We start from the raw sequence: 17,599 nt of genomic DNA, 5'->3' as shown, positions 1-17,599 counted from the left end.
CTCATCCGAACGTTCGGGCGTCTCTCGTAGCTTCGCTCATCAGCGTGCTGATCTTCGCGCTGATGGTCGCGCTCGTGCTCGGCGCCACCGTGGGCAGCGCACGCGCGGAGCGCCTGAAGAACCTGGTCAACTTCCAGGGCGTGCGAGACAATCCGCTCGTGGGCTACGGCCTCGTCGTGGGCCTCGACAACACGGGCGACCAGACCACCCAGACGCCGTTCACGACGCAGAGCTTGACCAACATGCTCTCGCAGCTCGGCGTGACGCTGCCCGCCGGCCGCAACATGCAGCTCAAGAACGTGGCCGCGGTGATGGTGACCGCCACGCTGCCGCCGTTCGCGCAGCCGGGCAGCCAGCTCGACGTCGTGGTGTCGTCGATGGGTAACGCCAAGAGCCTGCGCGGCGGCACGCTGCTCATGACGCCGCTCAAGGGCGCCGACGGCCAGGTCTACGCGATCGCACAGGGCAACCTGCTCGTGGGCGGCGCCGGCGCCGCGGCCAATGGCAGCAAGGTGCAGATCAACCAGCTCGCGGTCGGCCGCATCGCCAACGGTGGCGTGGTCGAGCGCGCGGTGCCGTCGTTCCAGCCGGAAGGCGGCTACCTGAACCTCGAACTCAAGGACACCGATTTCGGCACGGCCGAGCGCGTGATCGAGGCCATCAACCGCACGATGGGCCCCGGCGTGGCACAGGCCGTCGATGGCCGCGTGGTGCAGCTGCGCACGCCGCAGACGCCCACCGAGCGGGTCAACTTCCTCGCGCGCATCGAGAACATCGACGTGACGCGCGCACGGGGTCCCGCCAAGGTTATCCTCAACGCGCGGACCGGTTCCATCGTGATGAACCAGGCGGTGACGGTGGAAGACTGCGCGATCGCGCATGGCAACCTCTCCGTGGTCATCAACACGCAGCCGGTGATCAGCCAGCCCGCGCCGTTCAGCGGCGGCCAGACTGTCGTGGCGCCGGTGTCGCAGATCGACCTCAAGCAAGGTGGCGGTTCGCTGCAGATCGTCAAGGCGGGCGCTTCGCTCGCGGCCGTGGTCAAGGGCCTGAACGCGCTCGGCGCGACGCCCGCGGACCTGCAGACGATTCTGGAAGCGATGCGCGCATCGGGCGCGCTGCGCGCGGAACTGGAGATCATCTGATGGCGCTGGACACCTCCGCTGGCGACATTTCGCAGCGCTTCGCGCTTGACACGCAGGGCTTCGAGGCGCTGAAGAACCAGGCGCGCGCCGGCAACAACGAGCAGACACTCAAGAACGCGGCCAAGCAGTTCGAAGCCGTGTTCACGCAGATGGTGCTCAAGAGCATGCGCGATGCCACGCCGCAGGATGGCATGTTCGACAGCCAGCAGACCAAGCTGTACATGTCGATGATGGACCAGCAGCTCTCCCAGCAGATGTCCTCGCGTGGCATCGGCCTCGCCGACGTGATGTACCGCCAGCTCGCGCGCGCCGCGGGTGTGCAGGTACCGCAGGCGATGCCCGGCGTGACGGGCGCGCAGGCCGCCGCCAGCGCGCAGAACGCGCAACTGGCCGCGATGCTCGACAGCCGTGGCGCCACCGACGCCGATGGGCCGCCGCCCGTCGGCACGGTCGTGCAGGGCGGTTCGTGGAGCCCGGGCACGGGCGTGCGGCAGTATCAATCCGCCAGCGAGTGGCAGGGCGGACAGACCGCGCTCGGCCAGTTGCCCGAGGACTCGCCGGCCCATATCAGCGAATTCGTGAACCGCATGGCCGCGCCGGCCATGGCGGCGTCCCGCGCCACCGGCGTGCCGGCCAAGCTCATCGTCGGCCAGGCCGCGCTCGAGTCGGGCTGGGGCCGCCGCGAGATTACGAACGCCGACGGCAGCACCACATTCAACGTGTTCGGCATCAAGGCCGGCGCGAACTGGCGCGGCCCGGTGGCCGAAGTCATGACGACGGAATACGTCGATGGGCAGCCGCAAAAAGTTCGCGCTCGCTTCCGTGCGTACGGTTCCTACGACGAGGCATGCGCCGACTACGCGCGCCTGCTGACGACCAATCCGCGCTATGCGGGCGTGGTCGCCGCCAACAACGCCGACGAGGCGGCGCATGGCCTGCAGCGCGCGGGCTACGCCACCGATCCGGCGTATGGCGAGAAGCTTGTGCGGATCATGAAGAAGGTATCGACGTAGTTTCGGCGGCCTGCGGCCCCCGCGTCGATGGCGTGCCGCCCGTCCCTCGCTCCGCGCGGGGCGGGGTTCAACACGTCCGTATCTTCGGTGAACGCGTCTCTAACCTGTAATAAAACCCAATAAAAGCCCAGTAAAGCCGAACGAAGCGGGATGGAATGCGAAGCTAAAGTCCCGCCGGGTTTCTGCCGTTATCTAGCACATTCACCGCCCTCGGCCGTGTGCCGAAGGTAGCCAACTGATCCGGGGTCAGAGCAAATGTCTCTCTTCAATATCGGTCTTTCGGGGCTCAACGTCGCGCAGAACGCGCTCTCGACGGCTGGCCACAACTTCGCGAACGCCGCTACGTCCGGCTATACGCGCCAGAACACGATCATCGCGTCGGCCGGTGGCCAGATGCGCGGCTCCGGCTTCTATGGCCAGGGCGCCAATACGCTGTCCGTGCAGCGCGTCTACGATTCGTTCCTGACCAATCAGCTGCGTGGCGCCACGTCCGCCAGCGCGCAGCTGTCCACGTACTCGGACCAGATTTCCCAGATCGACGATCTGCTCGCCGACCAGAAGGGCGGTCTCGCGCCGCTGATGCAGAAGTTCTTCGCTTCGGTGCAGGCGGTGTCGGACACGCCGTCCGATCCGGCAACGCGTCAGGGCATGCTGTCGGCCGCGCAGGCGCTGGCTGGCCAGATCAAGTCCGCCAGCAGCTATTTCAAGCAACTGCAGGACGGTGTGAACCAGCAGATCTCGACCACGGTCGATCAGGTCAATACGTACACCGCGCAGATCGCGAAGCTGAACACCGAGATCACGCGCATGAGCGCGCAGGCCGGCGGTCAGCCGCCCAACGACCTGCTGGACCAGCGCGACCAGATCGTCCAGCAGCTCAACGGCCTCATCGGCGCCAAGGTCGTGGTGCAGGACGGCGGTACCTCGTACAACATCCTCACCGCCAACGGCCAGCCGCTGGTGATGGGTTCCGATTCGTACAACCTCAAGGCCGTGCAGTCCGCTTCCGACGGCAGCCGTACGGAAATCGCCTTCACGCTGCCCAATGGCTCCGTGCAGGAAGCCGATGAAGGCGCGATCAACGGCGGTTCGCTCGGCGGCCTGCTCCAGTTCCGCAGCGATTCGCTGGACGGCGCGCAGAACGCGATCGGCCGCATCTCGATCGCGCTGGGCCAGACGTTCAACGACCAGCACAAGCTCGGTCTCGACCTGAACGGTGCCGTGGGCACCGACATGTTCGCGATCGGCGGCCCGACCGTCTACGGCAAGCAGGGCAATACGGGCACCGCGACGGTGTCCGCGCAGATCACGAACGCGGGCGCGCTGACGACCAGCGACTACACGCTGAAGTTCGACGGCACCAACTACTCGCTGCTGCGCAAGTCGGACAACAAGGTCGTGGCGACCGCGGGCGGTCCCGCGCCGATGACGCTCACCGCGGACGGCGTCAGCATCAACGTGGGCGCCGGCATGGCCGCCAACGACTCGTTCGAGATCCAGCCGACCCGCAACGCGGGCTCGAGCTTCGACGTGCTGATCAGCGACCCGGCCAAGGTTGCCGCCGCGTCGCCGGCGCGTGCCGATGCCACCACGACCAACGTGGGCAACGCGGCTGCCAAGCTGACCAACGTCGCGCAAGGTTTCACGCCGTTCGCCAGCAAGATCACGGCCACGTGGAGCAGCGCGACGTCGAGCTACACGTTCACCGATGCCGCCGGTACGCCGCTGGCGCCGCAGCCGACCCCGACGCCCAACGGCGCGAACGTCGACTACACGATCAACGGCATGACGTTCAGCTTCAGCGGCACGCCGAGCAACGGCGACAAGATCACGCTGTCGAACAACTCGGGCGCGGTGTCCGACAACGGCAACATGCTCGCGCTGGCCAAGCTGCAGACGGCCAAGACGATCAACGGCGTGGCGAGCTTCAACGATGCCTACGCGCAGCTCGTGAACGACGTCGGCAGCAAGGCGCAGTCGGTCAAGATCCAGTCCACGTCGCAAGACAGCGTGACCACGCAGATCTACAACGCGCAGCAATCGGTGTCCGGCGTGAACATGGACGAAGAAACGGTCAACATGCTGCAGTTCCAGCAGCTGTACCAGGCCAATGCGCGCGTGATCCAGACGGCCAGCACGATCTTCGACACGCTCATCAGCATTGCCTGACGACAGAACCCAAGGAACTGAAGGAAACTCGCCATGATTACCCGCGTAGCCACTTCCACCCTGTACACCCAGGGCGTGTCGTCGATGAACAACCAGCAGTCGTCGCTGCTGCACGTGCAGCAGCAGCTGGGTACCGGCCGCCGCGTGCTGAACCCGTCGGACGATCCGGTTGCGGCCACCCGCATCCTGGGCATCAAGCAGGCCACTTCCGTCAACGCGCAGTACACCACCACGCGCAGGCAGGCGGACTCGACGCTCGGCCTGGCGGAGAACTCGCTCAAGACGATCACCACGACCATCCAGAACATTCAGACGCTGCTCGTGAACGCGGGTAACGGCACGATGTCGGACACCGACCGCGCGTCGCTGGCCACGGCCCTGCAAGGCCAGTACGACCAGTTGCTCGGTCTGGCCAATGCCGACGACGGCAATGGCAACTACCTGTTCGCGGGCCTGCAGTCCAGCACCGCGCCGTTCACGAAGAACGCCTCGGGCGGCGTGGTGTATCAGGGCGACACCGGTCACCAGCTGCTGCAGGTCGACGTCGCGCGCCAGATGCAGGCCACCAACAATGGCGCCGAGATCTTCCAGAGCGTGACGGCCAACGCTGGCTACGTGCTGCAGGGCAACGCGGGCAATACGGGCAATGCCACGTACAGCGCGATCTCGGCATCGGATCCGACGAACGCCGCTTATGGCCACTCGTTCACGCTGAACTTCGCGCCGGACGGCACGGGCCGCATGCAGTATTCGATTACCGACAACAGCCTGCCGACGCCGGCGGTGGTGGTCGGCCCGGTCAACTACAACGAGAACGAAGCGATCTCGGTGGGCGGCGTGACGTTCTCCGTCAAGGGCACCCCGGCCAACGGCGACACGATGACGATCAAGCCCGCGCAGCAGGCCGGCGCGGACATGTTCGCCAACCTGCAGAACGTGATCGACACGCTCAAGCAGCCGCTCAGCAGCGATAGCGCCAACGCCAACCTGCAGAACGTGCTGGCCACGGGCATCCGCCAGTTCTCGAACTCGCTCGACAACGTCCTGACGGTCCGCTCGTCGGTCGGCTCGCGCATGCAGGAACTGGATGCGCTGGACACCATCGGCACCAACCGCGACCTGAGCAACGAAGCCGTCCGCTCGAACCTCGAAGACCTCGACTACGCGTCGGCCATCGCCGAGTACTATCAGCGCTCGACGGCGCTGCAGGGCGCGCAGCAGTCGTTCATCCAGATCCAGGGCATGAACCTGTTCAAGTTCCTGTGACGGTATGCGGGCCTGCGGACCCGCCTTGCTGTGCCGCTGAGCAATTAAGTGCGTCAATCTCCCACAATAAAGCGAGGCAGGCTGAACATCGAGCTGACGGCGGGTCCTTGCCTAGCGAGGATCTGCCTCAGTTTATTGTCGGTGCCGACGTGTCAGCAATATCTCCACAGAAAGACCGCTGAGTCTTGAAAACTGTTGGATTCGTTTAAAAAATCCCTTCTCGACGGTTGTTCTAACTGTCAAAACACACCTACTCTGCTACCTCACACAAATGCGATGCCACGCGCTCGACTTGAGCGTAAATCGCATGGCAGCAACAGCAGTCGAAGGCCGCGAGCAAGGGGACGTTCATTCCACTGCGCTTCGCCGAAGGCGAAGCGTTCTGCAACGAGGTGTCTGCTTCGTATTCCGTCCGCCGATCGGCAAGAGGGGCATGTACGCGGAGTACGGTCACATCGGTCAACGCGGCGATCGCGAGTACAGCAACCTGGAGCGCGTCACCAGCGTATTTGCCGGCGACTCGAGATCTCCAGATAGCGGCGAGCGCCGCGAAGGGTTAGCTCCCGCGAGAATTCAGGCCTGCAAAAACCATCCGGGTAAACTGCTCGCCGTTGAAGACGAAATTTCCCCATTTGTCATCGAAGGCAGCTGTCGGTCGAGCAGCAACGATTTCGTCGATGTTCTTGCCCTGATGTTTTAGCGCTGCCACATTTGCGCGGACGGTGACGAGCATATCGCGGAATGCGATCAACTGAGCGCGAGTACCCACCGCGCCGTGACCGGGTACCACGATCGTGTGGTCCGTCGTCCGAGCGACGGCTTCGCTGGCCCATTTGATGGCGCCGTCGATGCTGCCACCGTCCTCGTTATCGATGTACGGATAGAAGCCGTTCCAGAAGGTATCGCCAAGCGCCAGAACATCGGCATCCTTGAAATAGACCCACAAGTCGCCGTCGGTATGGCCGTATCCGAAGTTCTCGACATCAATCGTGGTGCCTGCGAAGTCGAACTCCTTTCTGTCGTCAATCAATACGGTCGGGCGTGCCGCCGCGGGGACGGGATCGAAGGTCCAATTCCACGCGTTCACATGCGTCGTCTCGGTCAAGTGCCGCGCTGTATTCTCATGGGCAACAATAGTGGCCCCGGCTTCATGCATCCACGCATTGCCGTCGGTGTGGTCCCAATGCCAATGCGTGTTGACCACGTAACGGATCGGTGCGTCTCCTAGCCGATCGAGCGCGGCCCGAACCTTCTCATGCTTCTTGCTGATGCCAGCGTCAACGAGGAACTTGCCGTCTTTGCCCGTCAGGACGGTAATGTTGCCGCCGGAACCCATCAGGACGGTCACACCGCCGCGCAGCGGCTTCGCGACGATGTCTTCATCGGCACGGCGCAGATATCTGGCGCCGGCTCCGGTATGGAAGTAATCATCCGGTGCGGCGGCCGCGTACGCATGTGAAGCGCCAAATGCAAGCAGCACCAGTGCCCGTGCGGCGGATAGCTTCAATTCGGACATTTTGGTGGTATTGAGACGAGACATGAGGCACTTCCTTGCGGGAATGATGAATAGCAGTGAGCATAAGGATCTCCGGGCTGCGTGGATATTCCCCAGATCCGCAATCCATCCCTGCGAAAATGCACAGATGATCGATTGGGAAAGCATGCGTTACTTTCTGGCCGTCGCTCGCCTGGGAACGATGTCAGGTGCGGCACGCTACCTCCAGGTTGATCACGCCACGATCAGCCGTCGTCTCGGTGTGCTGGAGGCGAAGATCCAGGCCCGTCTGATCGAACGGCTGCCCAGGGCGTGCAGGCTCACGCCGCTGGGCCAGCGCATATACGAACTCGCGCAGGCGATGGAAGAGGGCGCCTACGCTATCGAGCGACTACTGGATGCCAGCCGTAGTCCGCCCAGCGGCAAGGTAACGGTGAGCGCGCCGCCCGCGCTGATAGCCAGTCTCCTGTTAAAGCACCTCGCAGCTTTTCGGCGCTCAAATCCCGGCATTCAGCTATCCATTTGCGGCGAGGCGCGGCAGGTGTCTCTGAGCCGTCGGGAAGCGGATGTCGTCCTGAGAATGACGCGTCCGGAGGAGCCCGCTAGCGTTGTGCGAAAGCTGGGGCGCGTGTCGTTTGGCTTGTACGCGAGCAAGGACTATCCACATTTGCACGACCCATCCGCGTGGGAGTTCATCGGCTACGACGCGGGATTCACTGGCGTGCGGCAACGCGCTTGGCTGACGGGGGTTGCAGAGGGAAGACCCATAGCCTGCGAGATCAGCGATATCAACAACCACCTGGTAGCAGCGCGAGCAGGCGCTGGTGTGGCGGGTTTGCCTGACTTCCTGGCGGAGCGCGATGCGACGCTACAGCGCCTCTCGCACAATGGCGAAGCGTTCTTTCAGGACATCTGGATGGCGGTGCATCGCGACCTGCGCCATTCACCCCAGATACGCGTCGTTATGGATTTTCTGCTGCGCACCTTTGCCGATCATCCGGCTCTCACGTGGGAGCTCTCCAGTCAGAGAAACCCGGGGGAATCAGATCTCCCAGCGGGAACTTAGGATGACCCGGCAGAGATCGACGCGCCGGAAGCTGGGATCCTTGTGCGCCAGGAAGTCGTCGTTGAACGTGCCGAAGGTGCTGGCCGGACGGTGCGCCATGCCTGCGTAGAACGTATCGATCATGCGTGTGCCGAAGCCCTCGCCGCGCGGGTAGGCGGACACCACTGCATTGCGCTGTGCTTCGGTGAAGTCCTCGTAGCCGCGCCCGGCCACATCCATGCCGGCGCCAGCCTGAAGGAGGGCGATTTCGGGATGCAAATGCTCAGGAATGCCGGGCGTGGTGTGCAACGCGATGGCCAGCCATACCCTCTCGACGTCCGCCTCGGGAATGCCATGGCTACGCAGGAAATCGCGCGCCGCGTGTGCACCATCGACTTCGAAGCGCAACTGGCTGTCGCGATAACGGGCGGTGAGGCCGACGTCATGGAACATAGCCGCGATGTAGAGCATCTCGGAGTCGAAGCTCAACGCGCGGCGCGAGCCGATCATGGCGCCCCACAGGTAGACGCGCACCGAGTGAGCAAACAGCATCTCGCTCTCGGTATCGCGGATCAGCTGGTTGGCGGCCTTGACAAGAGCGCTGTCGGGGATGTCAATGACGGGCATGATGGCAACAGCCTATCATCGGGCGCACAACGTGGGGCGTAATGCGGCACGTCGGAAACCGACATGCCGTACGGAATCGGACGCTCGCGCCTACTCTGCAACTAGCGCTCGGTACACAGCTCGATCGGCGCCACCGTCGCAAATGTGTCTAGGGCGGTCTCAGATGTCGGAGCCCGCAGCAGAATGTTGGCACGGACGTTGCCGCAGGGCGGTGGCGCCGGACAACAGCGGCCGAGTCCACGGGTAGGGCGGGGGGGCGCACGCCGATTGGCTTCGTAGCACCGGCTTTGAGGGCGAGCTGGCCACGACCGGATCCTGGCCGGGAAACCTGGACGTCGGCGTTGCCCGCAGTCGCGACCGTCGCGGAACGATCCTGGGCAGCCACTCCCACTGTCCTCGGTGAATCTCCGAAATCTCGCTGGAGGCGCCGGTCACTTTTAACCGTCCGTTATGGCGTAGAAGCGATAGAAGTCCGAAATGGGTGCCTCGACTGCAAGCGCTTGTAACGGGAACGCGAGGTGCAAGTCTCTCGTGTCCGAAATACCAGCCAGTGCGCTTTCAAATTCATGCACGCCGTTTCGGCGGAGCATGCCACTGCGATCGAGAAACTGGCCCCAAAGCGATACATGTCGAAAGCGCGGCGACGTCAGTTGGGCGCTTGCGACGTAGGAGTCAGGAAAGCATCGCTGATAGGCGGGTAAGTTGTATAGCCACGACGTCCCGACCACTCGTGTTGCTCCAGGCGTGTTCCGCTTCACGTGCTCAAAGATTGACCGGAGCTCGGCGAGTCGCGCGTGTAGCTGCTCGGCACCTAATGGAGATGCGACGGAACCTTTGACGTTTCGAAAGTGAATCCGTACGCATTCGGCATTTTGCATTGCATGGGAGAAACATCCAGAGGCCGCCGCAGGCCGTGAGTCTTCTCCTTGAGCAACGTAGAAGCGATAGGTCCAATCGTAGAGGTCATCGGCGCGAACTAGTCCTTCGATGTAGCGGCGCCAGGTGGGATGGGCGTGTGAAAAGTCCCGGCCAAGCCCAAAACGGATATATAGGTTCGTATAGTCGAGAAGCGCCCGATCGAGCGGCAATCTCGCGAGCTTGGCCACGGTGCGTGCAAAATCAATCTGCAATGCGAAGAATTCCTTGCTGTAGATCACTAGTGTTCACCGCTTACGGCTTGATAGATTGAAGACCGCATTCTATTTCGACGACCGCTCCGAATGGGTGTCGGCTAGCGGAAGGCCAAGTTTCGACTGTCTCAAAATGGCTGATCTGAGACGCCCACGGGCGGGGTATGATCACGGGTCGACGCCGCTAGCCCACCGGCAGCAATCGACCCATCTGAGCCGTTGAAGACCCCCGCCATCTGTGTCAGCAATCTGACGCAATGCAATCTTCCGTGCCCAGCCGTAGGTCCATGAGCGAGGTGGATTTGCAGGATTCTATTGCTACGGGACACCCAGCACTCGAAGGAGCTGGAGCAGGAGAACAACAAGCGCAAGCGCGGTTGCTGGCAGGGTCAGTGCGCGACTTTTGTCAGGACGTCGTTGTCAGTGTGGACGAAAGGCTTTCCGTACACGAACAACGACGTTTCATATCTGTACTTCAGTGTGGAACCCGAGACGTCGAGCGTGACCTTGACCGAGTTGGTCGCGTCGTTTCGGATCATATATTGCGCCTGCGCGATCCCCTGGCTACGTGTTGTTAAAACCAGGGGCGAGGCCGGGCGTCCTTCCGCCACAAAGCACACGGACCTTGGTATGCAAGAGGTGTCATAGATAAGGTTGTTTGTCTTGTCGTAAGTGAGATAGCCGATCTGATCGTGAAACCAGTGATTGTTGCTCTTCCTGTAGATCGCCTGGTGGTAGGAAAGCGAGATAAGGGACTCCGAACTATTGTTGGTGTCGGGGATGTTGGGCCGGAACGTAATGATCTCGTAAAAGGGAGAGCTGGCCTTGCCGCCTTTCCCGACGGCAGACCCCACCTGTCCGGGAGCGACATCCAGCCCCGCTCCGGGTACGGATTTCCAGGTGCCAATCAGCGGCGTGAGGGGGCCGTAGTCCTGGACCTTGCCATTGATCACGATCTTCGGTGACACACCGTGGGCAAATGCAGTCGTGCACACAGACAGCGCGAGAGCCGCGGTGACGAGGCCAGACAGGATCTTGAGTTGCGGTTCCATGAGTGCTGCGGCGCGCCGATGTTTGGATAACCTCCACTATCGAAGGCGTGCGACGTCCGAAGGGTTACCGGCTCATTACAAAGCTGTCAGCAAGTGTAGAGCGGCGCACCGCCAATCGCAGAAACTCGAACAAGCCTAAAGGTCCCGTATTCCCACACCGTAATAGTGGGTATCCGGCGGCTTTGCCACTCGGCATGCCGAGTCGGGCCATTGAAGAGGCTTACATCGTTGCAGAACAATCAACCTGTCACCAAACGCGAATTCGAACTGCCAGACAACGCGACGCTGATGTCGACGACCGACACGCGTAGCCACATCACCTACGCGAACAGCGCCTTCGTCGAGGTCAGCGGCTTCGGAGCCGACGAACTTCAGGGCAAGCCGCACAACATCGTGCGCCATCCCGACATGCCCGAAGAAGCTTTCGCCGACATGTGGTCCACCCTCAAGGGCGGGGAACCCTGGACCGCGCTCGTGAAAAACCGGCGCAAGAATGGTGATTATTACTGGGTGCGCGCCAACGCCGTTCCCGTCATTCGCGATGGCCAGCCAGTCGGTTATATGTCCGTACGGACCAAGGCGACAGCAGCAGAGATCGAGCACGCCGACACGCTCTATCGCCGCTTTCGCGAAGGCAACGCGGGCCACATCCGCTTTCACAAGGGCCTGATCGTCAGGGCCGGCCCCACGCGATGGATGTCCGCACTCCAGACGATGAGCGTGCGCTGGCGGATCCGTTCTGCCCTCATGATCATGGTCCCTTCGATCGTCATCAGCGCGTGGGCACTTGGCATCGCCGGTGTCGCCCTCGGAGGCCTGGCCGCTGTGGTGACCTTCGTTGCGCTACTCGTTTCCATGTGGCTCGAAGCGCAAATCTCGCGGCCGCTCGAGCGGATGCGGGACCAGGCGCTGCGGGTCGCATCGGGGGAAAGCCAGCAGGTCGATCCCCTCGATCGCGTCGACGAGATTGGCATGACGCTGCGGACCATCAGTCAGCTGGGTCTGATGTTCCGCTGGCTGATTGACGACGTGAGCGGACAAGTCTTCAACGTTCAGTCGGGCAGCAACGAGATCGCACAGGGTAACAACGATCTCAGGTCGCGCACCGAGCAGGCGGCGACGAACGTGCAGGACACCGCATCGTCCATGACGGAGATGACCGCGACCGTTCAGAGCAATGCGGAAACCGCGATCCAGGCAACGCAGCTGTCGGAGGCGGCGAGCGTGGCCGCAGCCAGGGGCGGGCAGGCGATGTCCGAGGTCGTGACCACGATGCACGAGATCACGGCCAGTTCGCAAAAGATTGCCGACATCGTCGCCATCATCGATGAAATCGCCTTCCAGACGAACATCCTCGCGCTGAATGCCGCGGTGGAGGCAGCGCGTGCCGGTGAGCAAGGACGAGGCTTCGCGGTGGTCGCCGGAGAAGTTCGCGCGCTGGCGCAGCGTAGCGCCGGGGCGGCGAAGGAGATCGCTGCGCTGATCAGCAAAAGCGTCGGAAAGGTCGACTCCGGTGCAAAGCTGGTGGATGAGGCCGGCAAGACGATGGACGATATCGTTGTTCAAGTGAAGCGCGTCTCCGATCTGATCGCCGATATCAGCGCGGCTACCAACGAACAAAGCAGCGGTATTACGCAGGTCGGTCAAGCCGTCAGCGAACTGGACCACATCACGCAACAGAACGCGGCGCTGGTCGAGGAAAGTGCCGCCGCGGCGGAAAGCCTCAGGCAACAGGCAACTCGGCTGGTGGAAGCCGTCAGCGTTTTCCGCTGAAGAACTTGCCCTCTCGTGCTATCCCGAGCTAACTCGAGGTAGCACGCGGAGCACCCATCGCAGCGATCGAACGCCGGTATCCCTCCGGGAGATTGCCCGGCAAAGCATTCGGCGCGAACAGGCCGACGCGCTTGTGTTCGCTGCTTAGAACGGGTTCGAAAGCTCCCTGGAGTACGCAGGAGTAGGTCGCGATAAAGACGTGCCTGCCGGGGATCACCTCGAAGAGATAGGTATCGACAACGCCGCCAACGACTACCTGCAGACCCAGTTCTTCACTGATCTCGCGCGCGAGGCAGTCCACTGGAGTTTCCCCGACTTCGATGCGTCCGCCAGGCAGTTCCCACTCGTCGCGTTCGTTCATCAAGAGAACGACGTCGCCCGTAGCGGTCGAGATCACGCCTTTCACTGAAACTGGATACATCGGATTCCTGGATGGACTAGAGAAAGCGACCGAGTCTATACCGGAGCTGTGACTGCCGCGAAGTATAGGAATAGGACGCCAGCAAATCAGTCATCGGTGCCAATCGAACCATGATCATTGCCCAGTGATCCTGACTGGAAACCGGATGCGATCTCAGCAGCAAGCCGTGAGCAAGGTTTCCTCGACCGTGAGAGGATACTGGTCTTCATCACCAACCAAGGGACCACGAAATGACCACCAGACAGGAAAGGGCGATCCTCGCAGGCGGCTGCTTTTGGGGCATGCAGGACTTGATTCGCCGTTACCCGGGCGTGATCTCGACGCGCGTGGGCTATAGCGGTGGCGATGTTCCGAACGCGACCTACCGTAATCACGGCACGCATGCCGAGGCGATCGAGATCCTGTTCGACCCGGACAAGATCAGCTTCCGTCAGATCCTGGAGTTCTTTTTCCAGATCCACGATCCGAGCACGCTGAATCGCCAGGGCAACGATCGCGGCCTGAGCTACCGATCGGCAATCTTCTATACGAGCGACGAGCAGAAGAAGGTCGCCGAACAAACCATCGTGGACGTCGATGCGTCAGGTCTGTGGCCGGGCAAAGTGGTGACCGAACTCGCGCCCGCTGGCCCGTTCTGGGAAGCCGAGCCGGAGCACCAGGATTATCTGGAACGGATCCCCGATGGCTATACCTGCCACTTCGTGCGCAAGGATTGGCAGTTGCCTACCGCCGTCAAGCCGGTTGCGTGAGGGGCTCGTTGTCACCGCCTGGAGAAGCGCTTTCTCCCTTACTTGCCGTGGCACTTCTTGAACTTTTTGCCGCTGCCGCAAGGGCACGGGTCGTTGCGGCCGGGCTGGTCGCCTGACACCACGGCCTCCACGCGCGGGCCCAGGCTCTTCCAGATCTGGCGCAGGTCGTAGATCGCCCAGATCGCCTCTCCGAAGGTTTCCACGCGCGCCATGCTCGTGCTGGGCGGGCCGTCCTCGCTGTACATGCAGACCTCGGGCTCGCCGGTATCGTCCTCGGCGAGGGCGACGATGCACTCGAGCGCCTCGTCCAACCACCGGGCGACCTCCTTGTCGCGCGGGGCGGCCCACTCCTCGGGCCAGTTCTCCACCACGAACATGAAGCCTAGCGCCCACACCTGGCCGAACGACGGGATTTCCCGCCCGTCCATCTCGGCGCGCTCTTCCTGAGGCAGGCTCAAGATGGCGCCGCGCATGTCCATGGCCTCGGGATGGAAGGTGCGTTCGTCTTCCAGCGTCTCCACGGGCTGGTCGAGCTGGTGCTCCACCTCGTTCCATCGGCGCTCCCACAGTTCCATAAAGCGGGCCTGCTGGGCCGCGTCACGGAACGCGGGCAGCAAAGGCAGCGGGCCGCCCTCGGCCACCTCGAGCGCCGCGCCGTCGCCCAGCAGCATGGGCAGATAGTCGGCAGCGGGGATGCGACGGCGCGTGCAGACGAGGGCCGTGAGAAAGCCGTCGCAGAATTCCCATTGCGGGATTTCGTCCGCGCGCTGGCGGAGGTCGTCCAGCAGGTCGTCAAGCTCGTGGAGTTCGTCGGGGGTCAGTTCGGTGGCTTCAGTCATGCTGCGGGTTCTCGTGGTGCGGGGTGGGGATGCGCTGCACGCATCGCCGCGAAGTATAACGCTAGGAAAGATAGCGCCAGGAAGGATAGCGCCACCCCCGGCAGCGGTGCGAAAGGGTGAATTTCTCCGCGAACAAGAGTGAAACGCTCTCTACCGTTCGGTTTCGAAAGAACGGCTCGAAGTCACTTTCTATACTCGGGCTTCGCTTCGGGGATGCCGAAGCACCGACGAAGGTGACAACGTTTGAACGATCTCTCGCAAGAACACTTCGCATCCGCGCTCGCCGATCTGAAGACGACGATCGCGGCACGTGCCCACGACATCGAGCGGGCGCGCAATATTCCCGGGGACGTCTTCGCGCAGATGCGGAGCGCGGGCATCTTCAGGATGTTCCTGCCCAAGGCGTACGGCGGTCTGGAACTCGACCTCCCGGCCATCATCGACGTCATGCGCGAGCTGGCCCGGTGCGATGGATCGGCCGGATGGATCACGATGATCGGCGCGGGATCCGTACTGTTCTCGACCATGCTGCCGCGGGAAACGTTCGACCGCATCTACCGGAGCGATCCCGATGCGTTCGTCGCGGGCACGACCCAGTTGCTCGGCAAAATAGCGCGGCACGAGGGGCGATGGCGCGCGCATGGTCAGTGGCCGTTTGCCAGCGGATGCCGCCATGCCACGTGGATGCTCGGCTTCTGCCGGTTCGTGCCGGACGGCTGGCAGGAAGGCGATCGACCCCAGGTCCGCGTCGTCCTGCTGCCGGCTGACCGCTGGACCATCCTCGACACGTGGCATGTGTCTGGCCTCAAAGGAACGGGCAGCGACGACATCTCGCTCGACACGTTCATCGACCCGCATGCGGACATGTTCGACCTCTCCCAACCCGTCCGGTGGGCCACCGAGCCGTTGTACGCGGGCGTGCCGCAGATGATTGCGCTCATGCATGCTTCGATCTCCGTCGGGATCGCGGAAGGTGCGCTCGACGACCTTCTTGCCATCGCTGCCAGCGGCCGCAGGCAGGAGCGCGCCACGGCACCGATGCGTGACACGGAGGCCTTCCAGCGCGATCTCGGTGCGGTGCACGCCGATATCCGCGCGGCCAGGGCCGTGTTGACGCAGCAGACGCAAAGCCACTGGCAACATGCCATCGATGGCACGCTGGGAACGGATGCCAAGCTGGTAGAGGGCAGCCAGACCGCGATCTGGACCGTCGCGACGTGTCGCAATGCCGTGGACAAGTGCTTCGCGCTGGCCGGAAGCACGGCCTTGTACGAGCGCTCGCCGCTGCAGCGGCGGCTGCGCGACATCCACGTGGCGGCACAGCACAACCTGATGCAGCCGAGGCATTACCAGAAAGCGGGACGATTGCTGGTCGACCACGGCAACTGACCGCTATGCGAGCTGGCACGCCTCGTCGAACATCAGCCGCGGGTCGCGCGGATGCAGCTTCGTATCGTCGCCATACCCGAGCGTGCAGATGAAATTCGCCTTCCACGTGGTCCCGCCAAAAAACGCCGCGTCAAGCAGGGCGTTGTGGAAGCCGGACATGGGACAGACATCGAGGCCCAGCCCGCGTGCCGCAAGCATGAGATAGGCGCCCGTCAGGGAACTGCTGCGGTACGCGATGGACTCGGCAAACGCGGCATCGGCGTCGGACATCGGCTTGACGTTCATGCGAGGGAACAATCGGGGCGCGTCGTCGAAGAAGCGTTCGTCCTGCGCGACGATCACGGTCACCGGCGCCTCCTCGACCTGGCGGCGGTTGCTGCCCATCCCTTCCAGCGCGGGATAGAGCTTCCGGCGTCCCGCCTCGGAGCGAACGAAAACGAGGCGCGCGGGTTGGAGGTTACCGCTTGTGGGTCCCCACTTGATCAGCTCGTAAAGGTGACGCAATGTGTCGTCGGCCACCATGCGGTCCGTCCAGTGATGATGGGATCGTGCGTCCGTGAACAGTTGTGCAAGGGTGGAAGGGGGCAGGGGTTGGCGGGCGGACATGAGTGGTCTCCTTACATCTTGCCGATTCGGCCTTCCCGAAGCAGGCGGCGTCCAATGGCGTCGATATGATCCTCGCCGATGCGCAGCGCGGATGGCGAGGTGTGCACGGAGTAATAGCCGAGGGACAGCGGGAATTCGTGCGGCACGGCGGAGCCGAGAATGAACTGCGTATCGGTGACGGCTTCGAAGTCCACCTTCCGATGCGACCGTTCAAAGGCGATCAGTTCTTCCGCATGCAGCGCCTCGCCGTTAGCGAGCAACTGTCCTTCGGCCGGCGATACCCACAGGACGGTTTGTCCGGGTGGCGGCTGATAAATCCACCGCTCTCGGGCCTTCAGCGTCACGGCAAGCACGTTCATCGGCGATGGTGCGGCGATGGCGCTGTGCGCATGGCCGTAGCTGCCCAGCAACACGCGCGCCGGTCCCTCGCTGGCGATGTCGCCGGTCGCCTGAAACGCTGCAACCGTGGGGCCGAGTTCGAGGTTCGGCGGCAGCGCCACCCAGAGCTGGTATCCGCGCACGCGGCCGTGATCGGAGTCGCCCACGCTGCCACCGTGCCACATGCCCTTGCCTGCCTGCATCCATTCGATGCCACCGCTGGGCAATATCACCGTATTGCCGTCGGGATCGATGAGGTCCATGCGTCCGTCGATCAGGAACGACAGCGTGGCGATACCCGAATGCGGATGCAGCGGCCCGACGAATGGCGGCCCCTGCATGTCGAAGAAATCCAGAAACACGAAAGGCTTCAGGAACTGCCCCAGGTCCGACGGGCTCATCAGGCGAATCGCGGGTCCATTCTTTCGGCCATGCGTGCGATGCGCGATGGCTCGGCGTTGTACGTGGTTCGCGTCAGCGGTGAGTGACATGATGGCGATCT

16 protein-coding genes are annotated in these 17,599 nt (G+C 62.9%); 8 read left to right on the top strand and 8 right to left on the bottom strand.

Translation table 11 applies throughout. The features are described from left to right. Positions 1-62: 62 nt before the first annotated feature. The 4 genes from FOB72_RS25775 (at position 63) to flgL (ending at position 5,593) form a co-directional block, all read left to right on the top strand. Positions 63-1,145, top strand: a complete 1,083-nt coding sequence (locus tag FOB72_RS25775) for a flagellar basal body P-ring protein FlgI (RefSeq protein ID WP_223851800.1) — start codon at positions 63-65, stop codon at positions 1,143-1,145. Continuing rightward, entirely contained in the window at positions 1,145-2,158 is a 1,014-nt protein-coding gene (gene flgJ / locus FOB72_RS25770) for a flagellar assembly peptidoglycan hydrolase FlgJ (RefSeq protein ID WP_150375570.1), read from the top strand. The genes FOB72_RS25775 and flgJ overlap by 1 nt, the downstream gene beginning before the upstream one ends. Before the next feature lie 255 nt (positions 2,159-2,413). Next, on the top strand, positions 2,414-4,327 hold the full coding sequence (gene flgK / locus FOB72_RS25765) for a flagellar hook-associated protein FlgK (RefSeq protein ID WP_150375568.1): 1,914 nt from the start codon (positions 2,414-2,416) through the stop codon (positions 4,325-4,327). 33 nt (positions 4,328-4,360) lie between these two features. After that, the gene (gene flgL, locus FOB72_RS25760) at positions 4,361-5,593 is read left to right on the top strand and encodes a flagellar hook-associated protein FlgL (protein ID WP_150375566.1); all 1,233 of its coding nucleotides are present in this window, start codon (positions 4,361-4,363) and stop codon (positions 5,591-5,593) included. A gap of 556 nt (positions 5,594-6,149) precedes the next feature. On the opposite strand, the gene FOB72_RS25755 is transcribed toward flgL, so the two are convergent. Beyond that, entirely contained in the window at positions 6,150-7,133 is a 984-nt protein-coding gene (locus FOB72_RS25755; protein ID WP_223851573.1) for an MBL fold metallo-hydrolase, read from the bottom strand. Between FOB72_RS25755 and FOB72_RS25750 the strand changes: the two genes are divergently transcribed. Continuing rightward, entirely contained in the window at positions 7,132-8,154 is a 1,023-nt protein-coding gene (locus FOB72_RS25750) for a LysR family transcriptional regulator (protein WP_317889543.1), read from the top strand. The two genes, FOB72_RS25755 and FOB72_RS25750, sit on opposite strands and share 2 nt — an antisense overlap. Here the strand turns inward: FOB72_RS25750 and FOB72_RS25745 are convergent. The 3 genes from FOB72_RS25745 to FOB72_RS25735 all read right to left on the bottom strand — a co-directional run bounded on the left by FOB72_RS25745 (position 8,131) and on the right by FOB72_RS25735 (position 10,942). Next, complete coding sequence (locus tag FOB72_RS25745) at positions 8,131-8,760, bottom strand: HD domain-containing protein (protein WP_150375562.1); 630 nt, start codon at positions 8,758-8,760, stop codon at positions 8,131-8,133. The two genes, FOB72_RS25750 and FOB72_RS25745, sit on opposite strands and share 24 nt — an antisense overlap. Positions 8,761-9,197: 437 nt before the next feature. Further along, entirely contained in the window at positions 9,198-9,917 is a 720-nt protein-coding gene (locus FOB72_RS25740) for a hypothetical protein (RefSeq protein WP_150375560.1), read from the bottom strand. A gap of 362 nt (positions 9,918-10,279) precedes the next feature. Then, positions 10,280-10,942 (bottom strand): heme-binding beta-barrel domain-containing protein, encoded by a 663-nt coding sequence (locus FOB72_RS25735; RefSeq protein WP_223851572.1) that lies wholly within the window; start codon positions 10,940-10,942, stop codon positions 10,280-10,282. A gap of 228 nt (positions 10,943-11,170) precedes the next feature. On the opposite strand from FOB72_RS25735, the gene FOB72_RS25730 reads away from it, so the two are divergent. Next, entirely contained in the window at positions 11,171-12,715 is a 1,545-nt protein-coding gene (locus FOB72_RS25730; protein ID WP_223851571.1) for a PAS domain-containing methyl-accepting chemotaxis protein, read from the top strand. 28 nt (positions 12,716-12,743) lie between these two features. On the opposite strand, the gene FOB72_RS25725 is transcribed toward FOB72_RS25730, so the two are convergent. Next, positions 12,744-13,136: an NUDIX hydrolase gene (locus FOB72_RS25725; RefSeq protein ID WP_150375558.1), complete on the bottom strand. Its 393-nt coding sequence runs from the start codon at positions 13,134-13,136 to the stop codon at positions 12,744-12,746. Positions 13,137-13,366: 230 nt separating this feature from the next. Here FOB72_RS25725 and msrA point away from each other — a divergent pair, with 230 nt between their 5' ends. Next, positions 13,367-13,885 carry a peptide-methionine (S)-S-oxide reductase MsrA gene (msrA, locus tag FOB72_RS25720; RefSeq protein WP_150375556.1) on the top strand — a complete coding sequence of 173 codons (519 nt, stop codon included), beginning with the start codon at positions 13,367-13,369 and terminating at the stop codon, positions 13,883-13,885. Between the two features lie 38 nt (positions 13,886-13,923). Here msrA and FOB72_RS25715 read toward each other — a convergent pair whose 3' ends face one another. Next, complete coding sequence (locus FOB72_RS25715) at positions 13,924-14,724, bottom strand: YecA family protein (RefSeq protein WP_150375554.1); 801 nt, start codon at positions 14,722-14,724, stop codon at positions 13,924-13,926. A 243-nt stretch (positions 14,725-14,967) separates the two neighbouring features. On the opposite strand from FOB72_RS25715, the gene FOB72_RS25710 reads away from it, so the two are divergent. Further along, on the top strand, positions 14,968-16,113 hold the full coding sequence (locus FOB72_RS25710; RefSeq protein ID WP_150375552.1) for an acyl-CoA dehydrogenase family protein: 1,146 nt from the start codon (positions 14,968-14,970) through the stop codon (positions 16,111-16,113). Positions 16,114-16,116: 3 nt separating this feature from the next. Here FOB72_RS25710 and FOB72_RS25705 read toward each other — a convergent pair whose 3' ends face one another. Continuing rightward, positions 16,117-16,719: a malonic semialdehyde reductase gene (locus FOB72_RS25705; RefSeq protein ID WP_150375550.1), complete on the bottom strand. Its 603-nt coding sequence runs from the start codon at positions 16,717-16,719 to the stop codon at positions 16,117-16,119. An 11-nt stretch (positions 16,720-16,730) separates the two neighbouring features. Further along, entirely contained in the window at positions 16,731-17,588 is an 858-nt protein-coding gene (locus tag FOB72_RS25700) for a pirin family protein (protein WP_150375548.1), read from the bottom strand. Between the last annotated feature and the right edge of the window lie 11 nt (positions 17,589-17,599).

Source organism: Cupriavidus pauculus (genome assembly GCF_008693385.1).
In the GTDB taxonomy this organism is placed as follows: domain Bacteria; phylum Pseudomonadota; class Gammaproteobacteria; order Burkholderiales; family Burkholderiaceae; genus Cupriavidus; species Cupriavidus pauculus_D.
Note: the sequence above shows the minus strand (reverse complement) of the source record. Positions and strands in the feature narration are given on the sequence as shown.